At 35.3% G+C, this 20727-nt stretch carries 16 protein-coding genes and 1 pseudogene; 11 read left to right on the top strand and 6 right to left on the bottom strand.

What is annotated here, in order from left to right:
- Positions 1-43 precede the first annotated feature (43 nt).
- The 3 genes from ileS to BFG57_RS17650 form a co-directional block, all read right to left on the bottom strand.
- The gene (ileS, locus tag BFG57_RS17660; RefSeq protein WP_069718828.1) at positions 44-3124 is read right to left on the bottom strand and encodes an isoleucine--tRNA ligase; all 3081 of its coding nucleotides are present in this window, start codon (positions 3122-3124) and stop codon (positions 44-46) included.
- A gap of 545 nt (positions 3125-3669) precedes the next feature.
- Entirely contained in the window at positions 3670-4032 is a 363-nt protein-coding gene (locus BFG57_RS17655) for an MmcQ/YjbR family DNA-binding protein (protein ID WP_069718827.1), read from the bottom strand.
- Positions 4033-4365: 333 nt separating this feature from the next.
- Positions 4366-5718, bottom strand: coding sequence for an MATE family efflux transporter (locus tag BFG57_RS17650; RefSeq protein WP_069718826.1), 1353 nt, complete (start codon positions 5716-5718; stop codon positions 4366-4368).
- Positions 5719-6011: 293 nt separating this feature from the next.
- Here BFG57_RS17650 and BFG57_RS17645 point away from each other — a divergent pair, with 293 nt between their 5' ends.
- The 8 genes from BFG57_RS17645 to BFG57_RS17610 all read left to right on the top strand — a co-directional run bounded on the left by BFG57_RS17645 (position 6012) and on the right by BFG57_RS17610 (position 15737).
- Positions 6012-6473 (top strand): MarR family winged helix-turn-helix transcriptional regulator, encoded by a 462-nt coding sequence (locus tag BFG57_RS17645; protein WP_069718825.1) that lies wholly within the window; start codon positions 6012-6014, stop codon positions 6471-6473.
- Positions 6474-6719: 246 nt separating this feature from the next.
- Positions 6720-7955 carry an MFS transporter gene (locus BFG57_RS17640; RefSeq protein WP_069718824.1) on the top strand — a complete coding sequence of 412 codons (1236 nt, stop codon included), beginning with the start codon at positions 6720-6722 and terminating at the stop codon, positions 7953-7955.
- Between the two features lie 383 nt (positions 7956-8338).
- Positions 8339-9022, top strand: a complete 684-nt coding sequence (locus BFG57_RS17635) for a response regulator transcription factor (RefSeq protein ID WP_069718823.1) — start codon at positions 8339-8341, stop codon at positions 9020-9022.
- A gap of 1 nt (position 9023) precedes the next feature.
- Complete coding sequence (locus BFG57_RS17630; protein ID WP_069718822.1) at positions 9024-10025, top strand: sensor histidine kinase; 1002 nt, start codon at positions 9024-9026, stop codon at positions 10023-10025.
- 100 nt (positions 10026-10125) lie between these two features.
- The gene (locus tag BFG57_RS17625; protein ID WP_069718821.1) at positions 10126-10809 is read left to right on the top strand and encodes an ABC transporter ATP-binding protein; all 684 of its coding nucleotides are present in this window, start codon (positions 10126-10128) and stop codon (positions 10807-10809) included.
- On the top strand, positions 10806-13382 hold the full coding sequence (locus tag BFG57_RS17620; protein ID WP_069718820.1) for an ABC transporter permease: 2577 nt from the start codon (positions 10806-10808) through the stop codon (positions 13380-13382). The genes BFG57_RS17625 and BFG57_RS17620 overlap by 4 nt, the downstream gene beginning before the upstream one ends.
- Before the next feature lie 351 nt (positions 13383-13733).
- Complete coding sequence (locus BFG57_RS17615) at positions 13734-14795, top strand: TcaA 3rd/4th domain-containing protein (protein WP_069718819.1); 1062 nt, start codon at positions 13734-13736, stop codon at positions 14793-14795.
- Positions 14796-14825: 30 nt separating this feature from the next.
- A complete protein-coding gene (locus BFG57_RS17610) occupies positions 14826-15737 on the top strand; it encodes a CHY zinc finger protein (RefSeq protein ID WP_139125180.1) in 912 nt (303 codons plus the stop codon).
- A 56-nt stretch (positions 15738-15793) separates the two neighbouring features.
- On the opposite strand, the gene BFG57_RS17605 is transcribed toward BFG57_RS17610, so the two are convergent.
- Complete coding sequence (locus BFG57_RS17605) at positions 15794-16189, bottom strand: (deoxy)nucleoside triphosphate pyrophosphohydrolase (protein ID WP_069718817.1); 396 nt, start codon at positions 16187-16189, stop codon at positions 15794-15796.
- Positions 16190-16504: 315 nt separating this feature from the next.
- Between BFG57_RS17605 and BFG57_RS17600 the strand changes: the two genes are divergently transcribed.
- Entirely contained in the window at positions 16505-17518 is a 1014-nt protein-coding gene (locus BFG57_RS17600) for a potassium channel family protein (protein WP_069718816.1), read from the top strand.
- A gap of 36 nt (positions 17519-17554) precedes the next feature.
- A complete protein-coding gene (locus BFG57_RS17595; RefSeq protein ID WP_069718815.1) occupies positions 17555-18934 on the top strand; it encodes a TrkH family potassium uptake protein in 1380 nt (459 codons plus the stop codon).
- 201 nt (positions 18935-19135) lie between these two features.
- Here the strand turns inward: BFG57_RS17595 and BFG57_RS17590 are convergent, their stop codons facing one another.
- On the bottom strand, positions 19136-19600 hold the full coding sequence (locus BFG57_RS17590) for a DUF4871 domain-containing protein (RefSeq protein WP_069718814.1): 465 nt from the start codon (positions 19598-19600) through the stop codon (positions 19136-19138).
- 445 nt (positions 19601-20045) lie between these two features.
- Here BFG57_RS17590 and BFG57_RS18715 point away from each other — a divergent pair.
- Positions 20046-20161, top strand: a pseudogene (locus tag BFG57_RS18715) (IS1595 family transposase); the annotation flags it as partial.
- A gap of 116 nt (positions 20162-20277) precedes the next feature.
- Here the strand turns inward: BFG57_RS18715 and BFG57_RS17585 are convergent.
- Entirely contained in the window at positions 20278-20487 is a 210-nt protein-coding gene (locus tag BFG57_RS17585; RefSeq protein WP_069718813.1) for a hypothetical protein, read from the bottom strand.
- Between the last annotated feature and the right edge of the window lie 240 nt (positions 20488-20727).

The raw sequence follows: 20727 nt of genomic DNA, 5'->3' as shown, positions 1-20727 counted from the left end.
GAGAAATACCCCCGCTGATGGAAGTTTCACTTTATTCAATGCATTACGAGTTTGCTTCAATGTATAAATTAATTTCGTTTCCTTCTACTTCAAAACTTTTCATATTTGGCTTACTTTCAAAACGAATCGAATTAATAATGAGATTTTTTTGGACTAATTCATCAAATTTTATTAATACTGCATGAAGCCAAGAGTCAGCTTGAACATAAAGATCTACTCGTAAGTCAACTGGAAGATCTAAATCCTTTCTATATGTTTGAACAGCACGAACAAATTCTCTTACTAATCCTTCTTCTTTTAACGCTTGTGTCAACCTGGTATCTAATAGTGTCAAGAAATTACTACCTTCTAATAATTCGAAACCATGCTTGCCTTTTTTCTCAATAAGTACGTCATCCATTGTAAGAGTGACAGTTTCGCCTGAATTTAAAGGTAATTGAATTGTTGTATCTTCAAGGAATTTTTCCTTCTCTGTATCGTTTAATTTTTCAACTTTATTTTTAACTTCACTAACGTATTTGCCTAATTTTGGCCCGACTACAGCAAAATTTAATTTGAGTTCAACCTCAAATAAATCTTGATAATTCATCCTAAATTCAACTTCCTTAATGTTCATTTCATCTTTAATAATAGACGAATACTTTTCCAATTGAGATTTAGTGGATGCTTCTGCCGGAATTACGACCAATTGAGCTAAAGGTTGTTTGGTTTTTATTCCTACAGTGTTTCTAAGGGATCTTGTTAGCTCTATTATTTGCAAAACTGCATCCATATCTTTTTCTAATTGTTCATCAATTAGCGTTTCAACTGGTTGAGGATAGTCCGATACATGCACGCTATCTTTCACTAAGTTTGAGTAAATGTCTTCTGTGACAAATGGAGTATAAGGAGCCATAAGCTGTGACAGCTTCGTTAAGACTTCATACAAGGTGCTAAACGCTGCTCTTTTATCGTCGGTCATACCACTGCTCCAAAAACGTTGTCTCGAACGTCTTACATACCAATTACTTAGTTCATCAATAAATGTTGAAATGAATCTGGCTCCTCTAGTAATATCATAGGCATCTAAACTTTGGGTAACTTCCTTAATAACGGTATTTAAGCGAGAAAGAATCCATTTGTCCAGAGTCGTTTGAGTGCCACCTAAGTCACTAGAAGGGTTAAATTGATCGATTTCTGCATACATAGAGTAAAATGAGTAAACGTTTAAAAGCGTATCGATTACCTTTGACTTTGCCTGACTGACAGTTTTTTTAGAAAAGCGTTTATTATTCCACGGGGAACTGTCAGCTAACAAAGCCCATCTGAGTGAATCAGCACCAAACTCATTTATTAGCTCAGTCGGGTTCAAAGCATTTCCTTTACTCTTTGACATCTTTTGCCCGTTTTCATCTAAGATATGTCCTAAAGAAAGAACACGCTTATAGGGCGTCTGTCCTGTAAATAATGTAGAAACGGCTAGTAAGCTGTAAAACCATCCTCTTGTTTGATCTACCCCTTCAATGACTACATCAGCAGGAAATTGCTTTTTAAACATGTCGTTATTTTCAAATGGATAATGATATTGAGCAAATGGCATCGAACCACTATCAAACCATACATCAATAACTTCACTCGTTCTTTCCATCTTACAACCGCAAGTACAAGTTAATTGAACTTTATCTACATATGGTTTATGCAACTCTATATCTTCTGGTAATTCTTCTATTGAGAGTTTTCTCAATTCTTCAATTGAATTTGGAGCTTTTTCTTCGCCACACTCTTTACAAACCCAGATATTTAGTGGAGTTCCCCAATATCGATTTCTGCCAATATTCCAGTCGACCATGTTATCCAAAAAGTTTCCAAACCTTCCATCTTTCATATGGTGCGGGAACCATTGAACTCCTTGATTGTTTTGTTGCATTTGTTCTTTTACAGCAGTAGTCTTAATGAACCACCCCTCCATTGCATAATAGAGTAGGGGACTGTCGCATCTCCAACAGTGTGGGTAGCTATGTTCATATTTTTGTTTATCAAATAAAAGGTTTTGTTTTGATAGCATTTTTATTATTTCTACGTCACAGTCTTTTACAAATTGCCCTGCAAGTGGAGTTATATAGTCCTTATAGCGACCTTTTGTATCTATAACATTAACGAAATCAAGATCGTTATCTTGGATAGCTTTGTAATCATCTTCACCATGGGCAGGTGCTAAATGTACAATTCCTGTTCCACTTATTTCAGTGACAAAATCTGCCCCAACAACTTTATGACCATTGGTAACAGTGACGAAATTAAAAGGAGGTTCATAAGAAAGACCAATTAAATCTTGCCCTTTAATCACATCAACCGTTTCATAATTGTCTTTCATTACTTTTGAAACTAATGATTCAGCAAGTATGAGTATTTCTGAGCCTTGCTTTACTCGTACATAATTCATGTTAGGATTAACCGCAACCGCTACATTAGATGGCAAAGTCCAAGGTGTTGTCGTCCACCCTAAAAGGTATTCATTTTCAGTTCCTTTTAGTCGAAATTTAGCTGTAGCGGATAAATCTGTTACATCTTTGTAACCCTGTGCAACCTCATGTGAGCTAAGAGAAGTCTCGCAATGCGGGCAATAAGGAACAACCCGATGTCCTTTATACAAATAGCCTTTATCATGAATTGTTGATAGGATATTCCAGACAGATTCAATATATTTGTTATTTAACGTTATATACGGATTCTCCATATCAACCCAATAACCAAGTGCTTCAGTGAATTGTTTCCACTCATTTTCATATACAAAAACACTTTCTTTACATTTTTGAATGAAATTTTCAATTCCGTATTCTTCGATTTGGTCTTTACCACGAATATTTAATTGTTTTTCTACTTCTAATTCCACAGGTAAACCATGAGTATCCCAACCTGCTTTTCTTAAAACTTGATAACCTGACATCGTTTTAAACCTTGCTACAAAGTCCTTGATGGTTCTTCCAAGAGCATGACCTGCATGGGGTAAACCATTAGCTGTTGGCGGCCCCTCATAAAAAACAAATGTCTCTTTTCCTTCTCGGTTAGTTATAGAACGTTGAAATGTTCCTTCCTTATCCCACTGTTTACGAACTCTTAATTCCCTTTCAACATTGGATTCCATCATCATTATCACCTCATTTTAATAAAAAAACTCGATTCCACGTATGTAGAACCGAGTTTATATATAAATATATAAGCTTCCTTAAAAAATAAAAAAAACCATAGTAGTGGTTTTTTGAATTCATTACACTACGTACTATCATACGTGTCCTTGGTATCGGTAGAATGCCGTCAAAGTTTAATCTGTCTTTCAACTTTGCTTCTCGGAGAGGATTTTCATTATGGTCTTAACATTGACTTTCAGCACTTCGTCAACTCTCTGTAGATAAGATATACATAATTACTCTTTCTCGTCATTGAATTAATTATTTAATTGTTACTGATTTTAACCAATAGAAAATAAAAAGTCAATTCATTTCTATAATTAACCAAAATTCATAATTTCTAAACCTTGCATCTCATCAGAAATTTAGTAAAGCTCCCAAAGTATGCTCTGATGTTTCGTTTAGAGTGTGGTTTCTTAGTATTTGAAACGATTCCATCTGACCAAGTATGGATGTTGCAAGTATCCTTTTATAAGATAAACCCATCCAATAAAATGAGAGATTACTCGTTTTTGTTATAAATTTCTTCCCTATCTATCTTCTTTAAGTTGTTAAATACTAAATCATATGATCGGTTAATCATTTGTAGGATTTGTTCGTACGGTACTGTGCCATCAACTGTGATTGTATTCCAATGTCGTTTATTTAGATGATAGCCGGGTTTAATAGCTGGATATTGCTCACGAAGTATTTCGTTAACATCTGGTTCACATTTTAAGCTAATAGCTGGAAGGTTTTCTTTAATAGACAAAATAGCAAACATTTTACTTCCTACCTTCATTACATGTGCATCTTCCCCAAACGGAAAATCTTCATAAGCACCTCGTTTGTTTAAACAATTTTCCCGCAACACATTGAAATCCATTTTATCACTCCTTTTTTTACGGTTGTGGTTTACTATGTGATCTTCTTCCAAAATGTAATCAATAGCTTTATCACGTTTCAATTGACGATAGGACTCCCACTTCAAAACTAAGAAAAATCAACGAAGTGGGAGAGGGCTTTAGTCATACCCTTGAGGTATAAGCGTCAGTCATTATATGAGTGGTTCAACTAGCCATCAGTGGAGGACTAAGGAATACCTCCACTGATGGAAGTTTCACTTTATCAATAATTTCAATCACATCGTCACTAATAGGGTATAACCTAAGCATTTGAGACTTTTCTTTGGATTTACGAACTTCCCAAAACTTCAGTTCTACTCTTTCAACACTTTTTGTCCAGTTTGCAGCATCACCTGTTTTCTTGCAAAAATGATAAGTAGCATTGCAACGAGTATATCCGCTAGCGGGAGTGCAAGCCAAACACCAGCTACACCGATGAATTTCGGTAACAGCCACAACAGAATCAATAGAAAGACGAAACTACGTAAAACAATTATTGTAGTGGATTTTCGAATTTCACCGATGGACTGAAAGTAAGTCATGTAGACAATATTAAAGCCAAGGAACACATATCCAATGAAAAACAATCGTATTCCCTGTGTGGCAAGATTCCTAACTTCTTCCGATTCTAGGCCAAAGAGTGAGACCAGTAAAGGAGCAGTAATCAAGCCGAAAATAAGGAGAATTAACCCTAAAATGAATGCAGTCTTCTCACCAACCTTCAAACTCTCTATTAATCGTTCTTTTTCCTTTGCGCCATGATAGTAGCTGATCATTGGCTGGAGTGCAAACTCAATTGCAAAAAGTGATAGGAACAAGACGGCGTGTAAATAGTTCACGACTGAGAAAGCTGCGACTCCTTTCGTACCAAGTAAACTTACAATCGTTAAATTGTAACCAGCGATAAAGACAAGCATCCCTGCTTCAGCAAAGAAACTTGGAAATCCAATTCGAAAAATGCTTCCTGTCATCCGCCATGACCATTGGAACGAAAGCTTTCGTAAAATTGTATGCTTTTTGGTAAAGTGGAGTAACAATACGATTAAGCCAATGAAACTTGCAAGAACAGTTGCGAGTGCGGCACCAAATACCCCTAACTCCAAAATAAAAATCATATAATAATTCAAGCCAATATTAACGATTGCCGTCACTACTTGGGCAACCATGGATAAAGTAGGACTACCATCATTACGGACAAAGGTGCTGATTAACTGCTGTACAGCTATGGTCCAACCAAACAGAAGTAAAACCGTTAAATATTCAACGGTATAGGAGAACGTATCAGCATTCGCACCCAACAAATACGCAATTTCATCTACATTCAAGTATCCGAGAACTCCAGTGATTAATAGAAGTGTCAGTAGCCATGCTGTGGCTAGAGAAAATACACTCCTTGCTTTAGCCGAATCTCCTTCTCCAATATATATCGAATACATCGTTCCCCCACCAATACCAATCCACAACGAAATTGAAAAAATGAGTGAGAACAACGGCATAGCAAGGTTTACACCAGCAAGCCCTTCTGACCCCACTCCGTTACCTATAAACACCCCATCAATTAGGATATTTACAGACATCATCATAAGTCCCAATAACGATGGGAAAAAATAATTAATAAACACTTTTTTTACTGATTGATTTTTCAAAGTATTATGTGTTTCAACCATCTATTTCAACCCTCCTGTAATTCACTACAAAAGTATATACCCTAAAGTAATCTGAATGTGAAAATATTTTTCTATCGATAGTTAAATTCGAGCTAGATATTTTGTTTCGGCTTGGGTGAACAACTCATAAAGTAGTATGATTTCTATAGAAGGTTCAACCAATTTATAGCTATCGTTGTGTATACAATCCAAGAGGTTACATTAGCTCATCGAAATTATCTGATACTTTAGCTTCCTTAATTATTAAGTTTAGGTTATAATAAATCCAAAATCAATAATGTAAAGGTGATAATATGGATGACATTACTGCTTTTTATTATAAGAAATTAAAAAAAACGTCAGACGCCATAAATGCGATATTTCTGGAAGAATATAATCGTTTTGCTGAAAAAGAATTTCTCAACTTGACGACGAAGCAAGCGATCTTGTTAGAATTGTTAAAAGACAATCCATTAACGAATAGTGAAATTGCGACTCATTTTGAGATAACTCCTAGTGCATCAACACAACTTGTTGGAAAATTAGAGAAAAAAGGGTTTCTAAAACGAGAAATTAATGTGAATAATCGAAGAGAAATTATTGTGCACCTTGATGACAAAGGAATAGCGTATAACGAATCAATGGTTGAATTTGACGTATATCTTATCAAAAAGTATTATTCTAAACTAAATGAGAAAGATTTAGAAAATATGGTGGATATACAGGAGAAGATTTACCATACTGCTCTTGAAGTTCAAAAAGGAGCAAAAGATTAAGATTAGCACGTGTGTACTAACCATCAGTAGGGAGAGAAGGGAGTTCCAACTGATGGAAATTTTATTTTTTTAATTTTTTTGTCAATTTATTAAGAGTACTTAAATATACATATAACTAAACTAATTAGAGAGCTATAAAGTTTATCATTCTTCATAGTTGTATCCAAATTTCGTGTATTTTTGGTTAAAAGTTAAGTTTACTTAACTTTACACATATCTAAACATTTTATAGGAGGTTATGAACTGATGAATTTATTAACGAACAGAGTATTTCAGGTCATTTTATTTACGGACGTTATTCAACAAAGTGCCATTTGGATTCGCAATATTGCCTTGTTGTTTTTTGTAATGGAATTAACAGATAATAATCCGATTTATGTGTCATTATTAACTGTAATTGAATATGCGCCAATCTTTCTATTTTCATTTATTGGGGGAACGTTAGCAGACAGATGGAACCCTAAAAAGACGATGATTATAGGGGATTTGGCGAGTGCAATTTCGATCTTGATTATTATTGGATTTGTCAGCAATGGAAACTGGCAAGTTATTTTCCTAGCAACACTGGTCTCAAGTATTGTTAGTCAAATTTCACAGCCGTCATCGTTGATTATATTCAAAAGGCATATTCCTGAACAAATGGTTGCTTCAGCGATGGGAATCATTCAAAGCTTACAAGCTTTGTTTCTAATTATTGGGCCGATTATTGGAACATTAATCTACAGCTGGTTTGGGCTTACTGCTTCATTAGTCAGCATAACAATCGCATTTTTCATTTCTTCCATTGTGTTAATGTTTCTGCCACAAGAGAATAAAGAGCAAGAACAGACTTCATCAAGCTTTATAAATGAAATAAAAGAAGGCGTTCAATACGTAAAAAATTCAAAAAATCTAATGATTATTGCGGCGACTTTTCTGTTTATTGGATTAGGGATCGGTATTGTGCAACCACTTGATATATTCCTTGTGGTTGAACGATTAGGATTGGAGAAGGAAAACATTCAATGGTTATATACGTTAGCAGGAATCGGTATGCTTCTTGGTAGTGTTCTAGCAGTATTTATTGGAGACAAATTAAATGCAGAACGGGTTATTGTCGGTGGATTATGTTTCTTGTCTTTCTCACTTATCATCGAAGTATCATCGGTTTGGTTTGTATTAACAGCGTTTATGAATTTCATGACAGGCTTCATATTGGCGACGTGGCAAACGACGTTAAGAATGGTAGTCATTAAACTAATAGATGAGCAGTTTTTAGGTAGAGCGAATGGGATTTTAACACCATTGTTTATCGGTGGTATGCTAATCGGATCGGCAGTTGCTGGGCCAATGGTCACTTACACGTCACTCATCTTCACTTATTTCACCGCTGCAAGCATCATTTTCATAGCGGCAATGATTAGCACAAAGCTAAGTTTGCAGAGTCTGTCTACTTCTGAATTAACGAACACAAATGAATTACCTCATGTTTCGGTTGAGTGATATGTTGAGTGATATGAGATGAAGTGAACCTTCCATTAGTGGAGGTTTTCCTTCATCGTTTACTGCTGGTTAGTTGAACTCATCAAGTAATTATTGACGCAAGGGTATGACCAAAACCCTTTTCCACTTAAAATTTCGTTGATTCTCCTAAATGAAGTGGGAGTCTTAGCTTCAGTTGACACGTGATAAGCGGCTATCTTATTACAATGAACAATTATGGACATAATGCTATAGGACGGGGAAGTATCGTTAATTGTGCTTCACCTAACATAATCGAATTCTTTCAATAGATGGTCATAAAACAAACATCTTTAACTAATGGTTTAAGTACGTGTAGAAATCAAAAGGTTCTAGAAATGAAAAAAAGTTAGGATGGTCATCAGATGAAAATATTAATCGTAGAAGATGATAAAACAATTGCTTCTGGGCTTGAATATTCTTTGCAAGAAGCTAGCTATTCCACTGTTCTTTGTTATGATGTCGCAAGTGCAAAAAAGGTGTTATCAGAACAAATGGATCAACTAGTGTTATGTTTGTTTGATTTATCTCTACCCGATGGTAGCGGATATGATTTGTGCCGAATTGTGAAAGGGGAGAGTGATGTTCCTGTTATTTTTCTAACGGCTGTTGATGATGAGGTGAATGTTGTAATGGGGCTTGATATGGGCGCAGACGATTATATTACAAAGCCGTTTCGCGTACGTGAGCTGCTTTCAAGGATTCGTTCGGTCTTACGTAGGTATCAAAAATATTCTCAGACAAAGTCAATCATTAACGTTGAAGATGTGCAAATTAATACGCTTGAAGGAAAAGTATATAAAAATGAAGAGGAAATCACTTTGACTGCCTTAGAATATCGCCTATTGCTCATCTTTGCTAATCATATCGGCCAAGTTCTTTCAAGGAATCAGCTACTTGAACAAATATGGGATGTCGCAGGGGATTTTGTAAATGATAATACATTGACTGTTTATATAAAAAGGTTACGAGAAAAGCTAGAGGATCAACCCCAAAAACCTACAATCATCAAAACAGTTCGTGGTCTAGGCTATAGAGTGGGTGATTAGGTTGCTACGTCATCAAGAGACTCGAACTTTATTAGTCATCATGTGTTTAATCACTGTGTGTGTAACTGTGTTAGGCGCTTTTGTATCTTTTCATGCGATGGTTCTTGTTTTCATAAGTTGTGTTTTGTTAATTGGTAGCGCGGTCTTCTTTACAAGTTGGAGATATCGTGACATCGAAAAGCTCTCAAATTATTTACGCCAAATTAGTGCAGGTGATTATACGCTTGATGTCCGTGATAATCGAGAAAGCGAATTAAGTATTTTAAAGAACAATATTTATAAAGTTACATCAATGCTATCAGAACAGAGTGCTCTCCTTCAAAAAGATAAATCCAAGCTTACAGACGCCATTTCTGATATTTCTCATCAGCTTAAAACCCCGCTTACTTCCATGATGGTGATGACAGATTTATTAAGTGATGATGAACTGCCAACTGCAAAGAGAAATGAATTCACTCATAATCTTCGCATTCAAATTGAACGAATTGAATGGCTTGTTTCTTCATTACTGAAGCTTTCTAAAATTGATGCAGGCACGGTTCAATTCAAAAAAGATCGAGTAAAGGTAGAGAAGCTCATTCAAAAAGCATTAGAGCCAGTTTTGATTCCAATGGACATTAAAGATCAAAGCATTTCTATAAAGGGTGAAGACAACGTCGCTTTTACAGGTGATCTTAATTGGACAGTTGAAGCAATCATCAATATTTTGAAAAACTGTGTGGAACATACGCCTGAAAATGGTGAAATCACTATTTCCTTTTCAGAAAACACGCTGTATACAGAAATCATTATTACGGATAGTGGGAAAGGTATTGCAAAGCAAGATAGACCTTATATTTTTAAACGGTTTTATAAAGGAAAGAATGCTAATGCTGACAGTATCGGTATTGGCCTTGCGATTGCTTATAGCATTATTAAAAGTCAAAATGGTGATATCGAAGTCCAGAGTAAAGAAGGAGAAGGAACACGCTTTCTGATTAAGTTTTACAAACAAGTTATATAATACGAGCAACTTAAGTGACTAGATTGTCACTTAAGAGTCACTGGAGAGTCATTTTAGACAGATATAGTTAAAGCAACATCAAATGTAGGAGGTCTTTACATTGGAAATTTTAAAAATAGAAAATCTGTCTAAAGTGTACGGCAAAGGTGAAACAGCAGTGAAGGCACTAGATAATGTTTCATTTGCAGTCAACAAAGGTGAATTTGTTGCGATTATTGGGCCTTCTGGTTCAGGAAAGTCAACGCTACTTCATATGCTCGGAGGAGTGGACAGGCCTTCAAGCGGGAATGTAATTGTGGACAAAACTAATATGTATCAGCTTAATGAAACTCAACTAGCCATTTTTAGACGTAGACAAATTGGGTTAATCTATCAGTTTTATAACTTAATACCGATCCTAACAGTTGAAGAAAACATTACGTTACCTATCTTACTGGATGGACATAAAGTCGATAAAAAACAGTTGAATGAAATTGTTACCTCGTTAAGCTTAAATAATCGATTAAAGCATCTACCTAATCAACTATCTGGTGGACAACAACAACGAGTGTCTATTGGGAGAGCATTAATTAGTAATCCAGCTATCATGTTAGCCGATGAGCCAACAGGTAATTTGGATAGTAAGAATAGTAGCGAAATCATGGATTTATTAAAAATGTTTAACAAGAAGTATAACCAAACATTAATCGTCATTACACATGATGAGAGGATCGCTTTACAAGCTGATCGAATTATTACAATTGAAGATGGGAAGATTGCCAAAAATGAGGTAGTTCGGCCATGAATATTGTAAATAAATTAACGATTAGACATTTAAAGGAAAATAAGAGGCGCACACTCGTTACCATTTTAGGTATCATCATTTCTGTTGCAATGGTGACAGCTGTTGCAACACTTGCAACGTCCTTTATGGATGTGGCACAAAGAAATCAAATAGCTGATTATGGAGAATGGCATGTTCGTTATAACGATGTCAATCAAGAGCAGCTAGAAGCTATTAAAGAAGATGAAGAAACAAAATCAGTCATTCTATCTAATGATGTTGGATTTGCACAGTTTGAAGAATCCAAAAATAAACATAGGCCTTATTTTTTTGTGAAGGCATTTAATAAAGAAGGATTTAAACAGCTTCCAATAAAGGTAGTTGATGGGAGGCTCCCAAAATCAACTGATGAAGTCGTAATTTCAAAAGGTATTAATTCAATAGATGGTGTCACATACGATATTGGTGATCAGATAACAATGGAGGTTGGAGAAAGATATACGTTGGATGGTTCTGGCCCTATTGATGAAAATCTATCGTTAATACGAGAAGAAGGAAAATCAGTCGAAATATTAAAAAATACACAACAGAAAACCTATACAGTAGTAGGGGAAATTGAACCTCCAAAATGGAAAGACCCTTTTATTCCAGGTTATATCGTTATTAACTATCTAGATGAGAATTTAATTGGAACGAATCATACACTCGATGCATCAGTTGCAGTCAATAAGGTGAATCAATCGATATACGATTATACAACGTCCTTTGCACAAGAAAATAAGATCCAATCTGTTTTATATCATACTGATTTGTTGGCTTTCTACGGAGTATCAAATGACGAAGGTTTGAAAAAGACAATGGTTTTATTAACTGCCATTATTATCGGGGTTATTATAGCTGGATCAGTTGCTTTAATTTATAATGCTTTTGCAATAAGCATCTCTGAACGAGCTCGTCATTTAGGAATGTTAAGTAGTGTAGGAACAACGAAAAAGCAAAAACGAAATTCTGTTCTGTTTGAGGGTTTGATTGTTGGTTTAATTAGTATTCCAATCGGAATAATATTCGGGGTTATTGGAATTGGTATTACACTATCATCTACTAACTCAATATTTCTAGAAGTATTTGATATAGAGGAAAAATTAAACTTAATTGTCACACCGCTATCGATATTAATTGCATGTGGCATTTCAATCATCACGATCTTTATATCTGCCTATTTACCAGCTCGCAAAGCTTCAAAAATATCTGCGATTGATGCAATTCGTCAAACTCAAGATGTTAAATTATCAGGGAAAAAAGTAAAAACATCTAAGCTTGTTCGTAAATTGTTCGGAATTCAGGCTGAAATTGGTTTGAAGAATTTAAAGAGGAATAAAAGAAGGTACCAAGTAACTATCTTTTCCTTAGTGATTAGTATTGTTCTTTTCTTAACAGTATCTTTTTTCACTGATAATATGCAAAAGTCAATCGAGTTAAAAATGCAAACACTTAATGATTATGACATTCAAGTCGGAACAATTGTTGAAAATAGTGATTTATTAACGTCAGTTAGTACACTTGAGGATGTGACGAATTACAATATTGTAAAGTCATTCTCTCTAAATACGTGGATCGATGAGGACAAGGTACCCGCTGATTCTAAACAACAGTATTTTGACATAAATGACGATGGAAAACGACTCTATCATGTAAATGTACAGGCATTAGATGAAGCGAGCTTCCAAAACTATGCACAGTCAGTTAATGCAGATGTTGAAAGGTTTGCTGATGCTACTAAACCAGCTGCGATACTAATCGATACGTTTAACTATAAAGATAGAGAAGCGAAAAAAATTATAGAATCGACATCTATTCTTGCTGAGCCGGGTATGAAAATCGATTTAATTAATAAAGATTTTGAAACAGAGGAAGAAACATTTGTAAATTCTATCGAAATAGCTTCGGTGGCTGAAAATTACTCAATAGGTAATGCAACATCGGGATACGGCTCATTTGTAATTATCGTACCGGAAAGCTTAATGGAACAACTCGTTCCTGTAGATTACAAACGAGAAGTATTTGCTGATCTTTTCTTATCTTCATCTGATCCGATGAAAACACAAGTAGAAATTGAAGAGTTTGGTGAAACGGATATAACTATTGATAATAAAACTGGCCAAAGACTTAATACCGAACGGGTTGTTTTATTAATGGAGGTATTTTCCTACGGATTTACAATTCTCATTACAGCGATATCTGTTGCAAATATTTTCAACACAATTTCAACTAGTATTGCATTACGTAAACGAGAATTTGCGATGTTAAAATCAATTGGAATGACTCCTAAAGAATTCAATAAAATGATTAATTACGAAAGTATCTTTTATGCAATAAAGTCATTGCTATACGGTTTACCGATAAGCATTGCGATCATGTATTTCATTCATCGAGCTATAGCGAACACGATCATCTATAAATTTACATTACCGTGGGTGGATATCATCATTGTCATTATCACGATATTCATGATTGTAGGTGCAGCAATGCTCTATTCAAGTTCAAAAGTTAAAAAAGAAAATATTATCGATGCATTAAAAATGGAAAATATATAGGTTAATTTGAGGGTAGTGTTAAGGAAGTTTTTCTTAACACTACCCTCTTTTAGTTATGAAGCTAGTAAATCGGTGGATTGTGCTAGCAACTATTATGAACTTTGACAGATATGTTCAAAATATTTCGTGCTCATACGACAATTAATTTGATATAATGTAAATTATTTCTATCTACTAAACTATTATTTATCATGTGTCAACTGACGGTAAGGCTCAGGTTTTGAAACATAGAAAAGTTACCGAGGTTTTAGTGGAAGAAGAAGCATCATTTATTACTTGATTTGTTTAATAGGAAGAACAAGAGAAGCTTCCATTAGATGAAGTTTCACATTATAGAAAGGAGCTATTACCGTGAAATATTGTCATAAGTGTGGCCAACAATTAAAGAACGAGTATACATATTGCACTGAATGTGGAACGAAGCAGCACGAGTTAACTGAAATTAAAGCACAGCCACAATTAGAACAACACATTGAAAGTAAACCAATCAAGAAACCGAGAAAACCACTTTCACGAAAGAGTAAGGTGTTAATTGGAAGTACGTTTGTATTGGTTACTGTCTTGTTTATTATGTTTAAAATGACATCGAACCTTTATGATCCGTTGCAGGATGTGAAAGCGCTTGATGCTGCAGTAATGAAACAGGACAGAGAAGCTTTCTTTTCCATTGTGGAAGTCAATGAGGACGCGTTATTAGATGAAGAAAGTTATTTATTTTATTTGCTTGAGAATGATTGGGATAAGATTCGAAATGATTTAGTGAAAGCAATAAGTGAAGATGAGGATTTACCATTTGGTCAATCTATTACAGATCGTAGTGGTAATAAGATCTTTGTTTTGAAGAAGAAAAATGAATCATTTTGGGGGTTTGATCAATATACGATTGAGGCAGTGCCAATTCGAGTCGTTGTAAAATCAAATTATCCGATGACTAGATTTAATCTAGATGGAGTAGCACAATTAGTAGAAGAAGCAGACAAACGTACCGAGCTTGTTCGTGCTTATCCAGGTAGATATGAACTATCAGCTATAGCAGAGAATGAATTTGGACAGTTCAAGTTATCAAAAGGATCTGTTGACGTTGTTGGTAATGGCACAAATAAGGAACAGTTCCTGTTTTCATTTCCTGAACGTGTATATACGTGGAAAGCGGATGTTGAAGGAGCTATCCTCTTCGTAAATGGTCAAAGTACAGGGAAAACATTAGAAGATTATCGTACGCTCGGTCCATTTCCGAACAAGGAAGTGAGTATGCATGCAGAATGGGAAAATAGTGATGGTACAGTATTCAAATCAGAGCATGTAACAGCAAATGATGCTATTTGGAGAACCTTACATTTTAAATTTGAGCAAGAAGCGATCGAGGCACAAAAAGCTGTTCAAGCGATGTTAACAGAAGAAAGCTCAAGTTAAACAATAAATACAGAATAGTAGGTAGTCAAATTGAGGAATGGTGATGAGATGATCTGTTCGAAGTGTAGTCATGAACAAATGAGCGGGAAATATTGTGGGATATGTGGGAACAAATTTAGTTCAAACAATGCTATCGATGAGGTTAGTGCGATGGTTGAACCTGCCATGTCTGACGTAGGAAGTTATCAAGAGAAGACACCTATTCATCAGGATCAGTTACTGAAAGTGAAACAGTATAAAGGATACTTCGTTACGTTATTGAAGCAACCGTCGCAAGCATTTCAATTGAATAAACAGGATTTTGTTAATGGGTTAATGACCATGATTTTGTCAGCATTGACATTTGCACTTGTTTTATATGTTGTCGTAAACAATGCTTATCAATCAATTGTACTTGGGATAAGGCAATTCATGTTAGATGAAAATATAAGTAACTTATTTTTTAATTACGGGTTAGATCCGTTCGTTTGGGTGAATCATATAAACGGAATTTTTTTAGAAGATGGTTTACCGATTCGGTCATTACCATTTTTCAATGTTGCCTTTTCTTTCTTCTTCGTTATGTTCATATTTTCAATAGTAGCGCTGTTTGTGATGTTCTTCTGTTTGAATCGAATGAAGGTTCAAGTTTCAGCGAAAGTGTTAGTTGCCCAATATGGAGGATTAATCGTTCCGTTTCTTATGATGAATGTTATTGCACTGTTACTTGGAATGATTGGTTTAGTTTCGGGCATGGTATTATTAATTTTCATATCGAGCATATGTAGTTTGTTTCTTATACCGGGCTTGTTTGTATATGAATATGCGAAAAATGAGCGTAAGAGGGACAGGTTGTATTGGAGTATCGGCGGTATGTTAGCTATTATGTTTGTCGATTATGTACTCGTTTCATTTTTTATCGAGCAGTTTCTAAGAGGTCTTTTCGTTCCGAATATGTTTTAAAGTAAAGAAAACTTCCATCAAGGTTACTGTTAACCAAATTGATGGAAGTTTTTCTATTAACTCATTTGAACTAACTTCTCAACTGCTGGAATGTCGGCTGCTGCCCATTCAAGAACAGTTAGCTTGTTATGATGTACCCAGCGTAATTCAGCATGTTCACGAGCAACTGGTGTACCGTTCGTAATTCTAGCTTTGAACGTAATCAGTTGTACAATTATGGAATCATATGTATGTGTTGTGTCTTCAACTTGATCGAATACGGTAATTGTACAGTCTAGCTCTTCTGAAATTTCACGTATGAGTGCCTCTTCTGGTGTTTCATGCTCCTCAATTTTGCCACCAGGGAATTCCCACAGGTTTGGTAAGGTCATCGTTTTACTACGTTTTGCACAAAGGATTTCGTCTCGGTCATTTTCGATGATTGCACCGACAACTTTAACAGATTTCATCACACATCACTCCTAAGTAACAGCGTATCATAATTAAATAAGGAGAAAAAAGTCAATCTATTATTTTAAAAGTACATTCTATATAATGAAAGATGAACGATTATCACTTGTTAACTGACGCTAAGCCTCTCGCTTCAAAGCTAGGAAAGTCAATTAAATATATGTAGGTGAGCGGATGTAAGTAATTACTAGATTGGTTCAACTATCCATCAGTTGGGGGAATCAAGGGGAATTTGAACTGATGGAAGTTTCACTTTATGAGGAATAAGCTATTGGATATGTTTTTTTGATTCGAAATTCGGGGGATATAGAGAAGATATGAGAGAATATCGACAAATTGTTGTAGCGTTTCTCGGTGTGACTGTCGTAGTGTTCATTGGAACGTTAGGTTATATGTATTTTGAAGACTTAAACGTTTTTGATTCGTTATGGTTAACAATGGTTACGGTCTTAACAGTTGGATATGGTGATGTATATCCAGTAACACCTGAAGGGAAAACATTCACTTTAGTACTCGTCCCATTAGGCGTTGGGGTTGCGACATACGGTGTTGGTTCGTTTGCAGCACTAATATTAGAAGGAAGATTGAGTAATACTGTTGGGAGGAAGAGAATGAAGAAGAAAATGTCCCAATTACATAATCATGTCATTATATGCGGTCTCGGTCGTGTTGGACGAGAGGTACTTAAACAGTTAGAGCTGCAAGGGATCCCATTCGTTATTGTAGAGAAGGATGAGCAGTTGCTTGAAAAACATAAACAGGATAGACTCTATGTAAAAGGTGATGCGACTGTTGACCAAACACTACTTGAAGCAGGTATTGAGCGGGCAAGTGGATTAATTGCGGCTTTACCAGGTGATGCTGATAATGTGTTCATTTCACTTACTGCAAAGGGGTTAAATAAAAATATACAAGTCGTAAGTCGAGTTGACAGAGTTGAATCTGAAGAGAAGCTATTTCGAGCTGGGGCAGACCATGTTGTCAATACGTCAAGTATTGGAGGCATCCGAATGGCACTGTCTTTTTTGAAGCCGAATAGTGTAGAATATTTAGATGTACTATTTGAAGCAAATAATCAATTTTTTGGTGTAGAAGAAATTTGTGTTGCGGAACAATCTGAAGTTGCAGGGTTGTCATTAAGACAATGTAATATTCGTAACCGCTTCGGTGTAACGGTTGTTGCGATTAAGCGTAGCGATGACTTCCTAACGCATCCGAGTGCAGATGATGTGTTGACAGCGGCTGATATGGTGATTGCATTCGGTACACAATCTAACCTAAAACAGTTCGAACGTGCCTTAACAAAAAAGAATGAGCTATCGAAGAAATAGAATTTTAGAAAGTAAATGAAGCAAGGATTGTGGTTTATGTTAAAACGAATATTAAAGGAAGAATCCCATCTATATTTTAAGAAACGATTGACCAGTGTACAAATCATCATTTTGTTTTACCTTGGAGCTGTGACGATTTCAACGTTATTGTTGAGCTTACCGATTGCACATAATCCTGGTGTAGACTTGTCATTTATTGATGCACTATTCACTGCAGCTAGTGCAGTTAGCGTAACGGGGCTAACTGTTGTCAACACCGCAGAGACATTCTCGGGTGTAGGTGCATTCATTATCGCCGTTGTTTTACAAATTGGTGGCGTCGGGGTCATGACACTCGGAACGTTCATTTATATGATACTAGGTAAAAAAATTGGTTTGAAGCAGCGACAGTTGATTCGAATTGACCATAACCAATCAACATTGTCAGGTCTAGTAAAGTTAATGAGGCAAATTGTCGGACTGATCTTATTGATTGAACTAGTTGGGGCAATTATTCTGAGTTTGTATTATTTGAAGTATTTTCCGACCGTGAAAGAGGCAATTATTCAAGGGACATTTGCTTCGATTAGTGCAACGACGAATGGTGGATTTGATATTACAGGTTCATCACTAGTCCCATTTGCAAATGATTACTTCGTACAGTTTATAACGATCATTCTTATAATACTCGGAGCGATTGGGTTTCCAGTATTAATTGAAGTGAAAGAATTTTTGTTTCGTTCAAAAGAAGATCGGATCTTTTTCCGCTTTTCATTGTTTGCTAAGCTTACGACAGTAACGTATTTCCTATTAATTATTGTCGGGGTCGTTGCGATAGGGTTATTTGAGTGGAATCATTTCTTTGCAGGGAAAGAATGGCATCAAGGTTTGTTTTATGCGTTATTTCAATCGATATCAACGAGAAGTGCAGGGTTATCTACAATGGATGTTAGTGAATTCAGTGAAGCAACACAGCTTGTGCTTAGTAGTTTAATGTTTATTGGAGCGTCACCATCAAGTGTTGGGGGAGGCATACGAACGACGACATTTGCATTGACGATTCTGTTCTTCTGGAATTTTTCACGTGGAAAGCATTCGATTAAAATCTTTCGTCGTGAAGTTCATGAAAGTGATATGCGCAAAGCACTTGTCGTACCGTTAGTAGGCGTGATGATGTGTACGATAGCGGTTATTATTTTAGTAGCGATTGAGGATTTTTTACTTATGGAGATTATCTTCGAGGTGTGTTCAGCATTTGGAACAACAGGGCTGTCAATGGGGATTACACCCGATCTTTCAACAATCGGAAAGCTCATTCTCATCTTTCTAATGTTTGTTGGACGGATCGGTATCCTATCCTTCCTGTTTATGATTAAAGGGAAAGATACGAAACCAGAAGCTTATCGTTATCCGAAAGAACATATTATTATTGGTTAATTAAAAAGCTAGATGACTGGCATCATGCAGTCACCTAGCTTTTTTACGTATTTTAACTGACACTAGAACTGCTTAAAAAAGGAAACGAATTACAAATGGGGGAGTGCTCTCCTCTGGAAGAGAGCATTGTTAATTATCTAATTGTTTCAACTAACCATCAGTGGAGGATGAAGGAATACCTCCACTGATGGAAGTTTTACTTTATTCATTGTGAACTTTCACAAATACACTTCCAAATAAGTTTTCTCCAATATACGCATCTAACTTCCACATTCCACTTTTCGGAAGCGACATTATCGAAGGAACATGTTTGTCTGCACCATTATTAGGTCCACCTAAAATTTGGTCTTCTACAACAGTAACTTGTTCATTACTTACTTCATGAGTAGCTATAACTGTTAAACTACCATTGAACTCTTCTTCAGTCCCCCAGAAATGCCACATATATTTATTAACTTTATTAGGAAGGAACTTTACAGTTTCATCGCCATAAATAAATGCTAATCGCTCTTGTTCACCTATCATTGTATAATTATCAGACTCAAATATAGGACTCTCTTTCCAATCCTCCATGTTTTCATTTGTTGCTACTGTATTCTCATTACAAGCAATTAAAATTGACGAAATAAATAATAATATTACTAAAGTAGTCAACTCCCTAGGCATATAAACAACTCCCAAATAAATTTTTATCACGTTTCAACTGACGCTAAGACTCCCACTTCAGAACCTTGGAAAACCAACGAATTTCTGATTGATCTATGTAAATTTATTCCAACCTAAAGATTAGTAATAGTTTAATATTTATTAAGTTCTTTTGCAACTGAGACGGTTATATTTTTATCTGCTCTTATTTTTGAAATGATGGACTATCGTGTAGTATCTTCTAATTTCTCATTATGTTCATTGTGCTTTTGATTTAAGTTCGTTACTCCCACAAACTGCTATCATTACAAGAATGGCTCGGATAAGGAGGACAAAATACAGTGAAAATATCGCAATTTAAAAGAGTTAGGATAGTAATAGTCATGGCTGTTTTCATAGAGATTGTGGTTATCTTTTACCTTACTATTAATAGGTTTATATAATGAGGTTTAAGGAGACGTTCAGGGTGTGGAAAGACATATATGAAGATTTCAGCGAATTAACTAAATCAGATCAATGGCGTTATTTAATGCTATGAAACAAGACTTGTTTCCAGGTGAACCAGATGAAATTACTAAACTACCATTTGAAAAACGAATGGAGCAAATGCTTATTTCAGCGTGTCAAAAATCGAATTATACAACGGTTGAGATAATTAGAAGTGCATAAAAAAGACCTTATTTTAAGGTCTAGAAATATTATTTTTTCTCACAAGCAACTGGTGACCAAAAACCATCCTTCTTTATCACTACTTCTCCCTCTATATCGAAGTTATCAAAGCATTTCTCTATAATGAGTTTGTTTGCTTGATGATTCTTGTACATTTGATTAAACACTAAACCGCCTATCGTTAAAATAGTTACACTTCCAAGTATTGCGATAATCATATTTAGTTTTTTTTTATTCAAATATGTCCTCTCCTTTCATTAAAATACAATACCGTTTTATTGTATTTTTTTCTATATATTTCTATTATCAAAAGCAACAATCTTTCAGAAAACAGCTATTCTATAACTGCATTTGAGGTTTATAGATAGAAAGAAGTCATTTTGAATATTTTATCAAAATGACTTCTTTCTTATAGTGATATTAAGATAATGCTGCTCAAACTTTATTTGATTAAAACAGCATACTTGAAATCAAAAAAT

Source organism: Bacillus solimangrovi, assembly GCF_001742425.1.
Taxonomy (GTDB): domain Bacteria; phylum Bacillota; class Bacilli; order Bacillales; family Bacillaceae_N; genus Bacillus_AV; species Bacillus_AV solimangrovi.
This window is presented reverse-complemented; position numbering and strand designations above follow the sequence as displayed.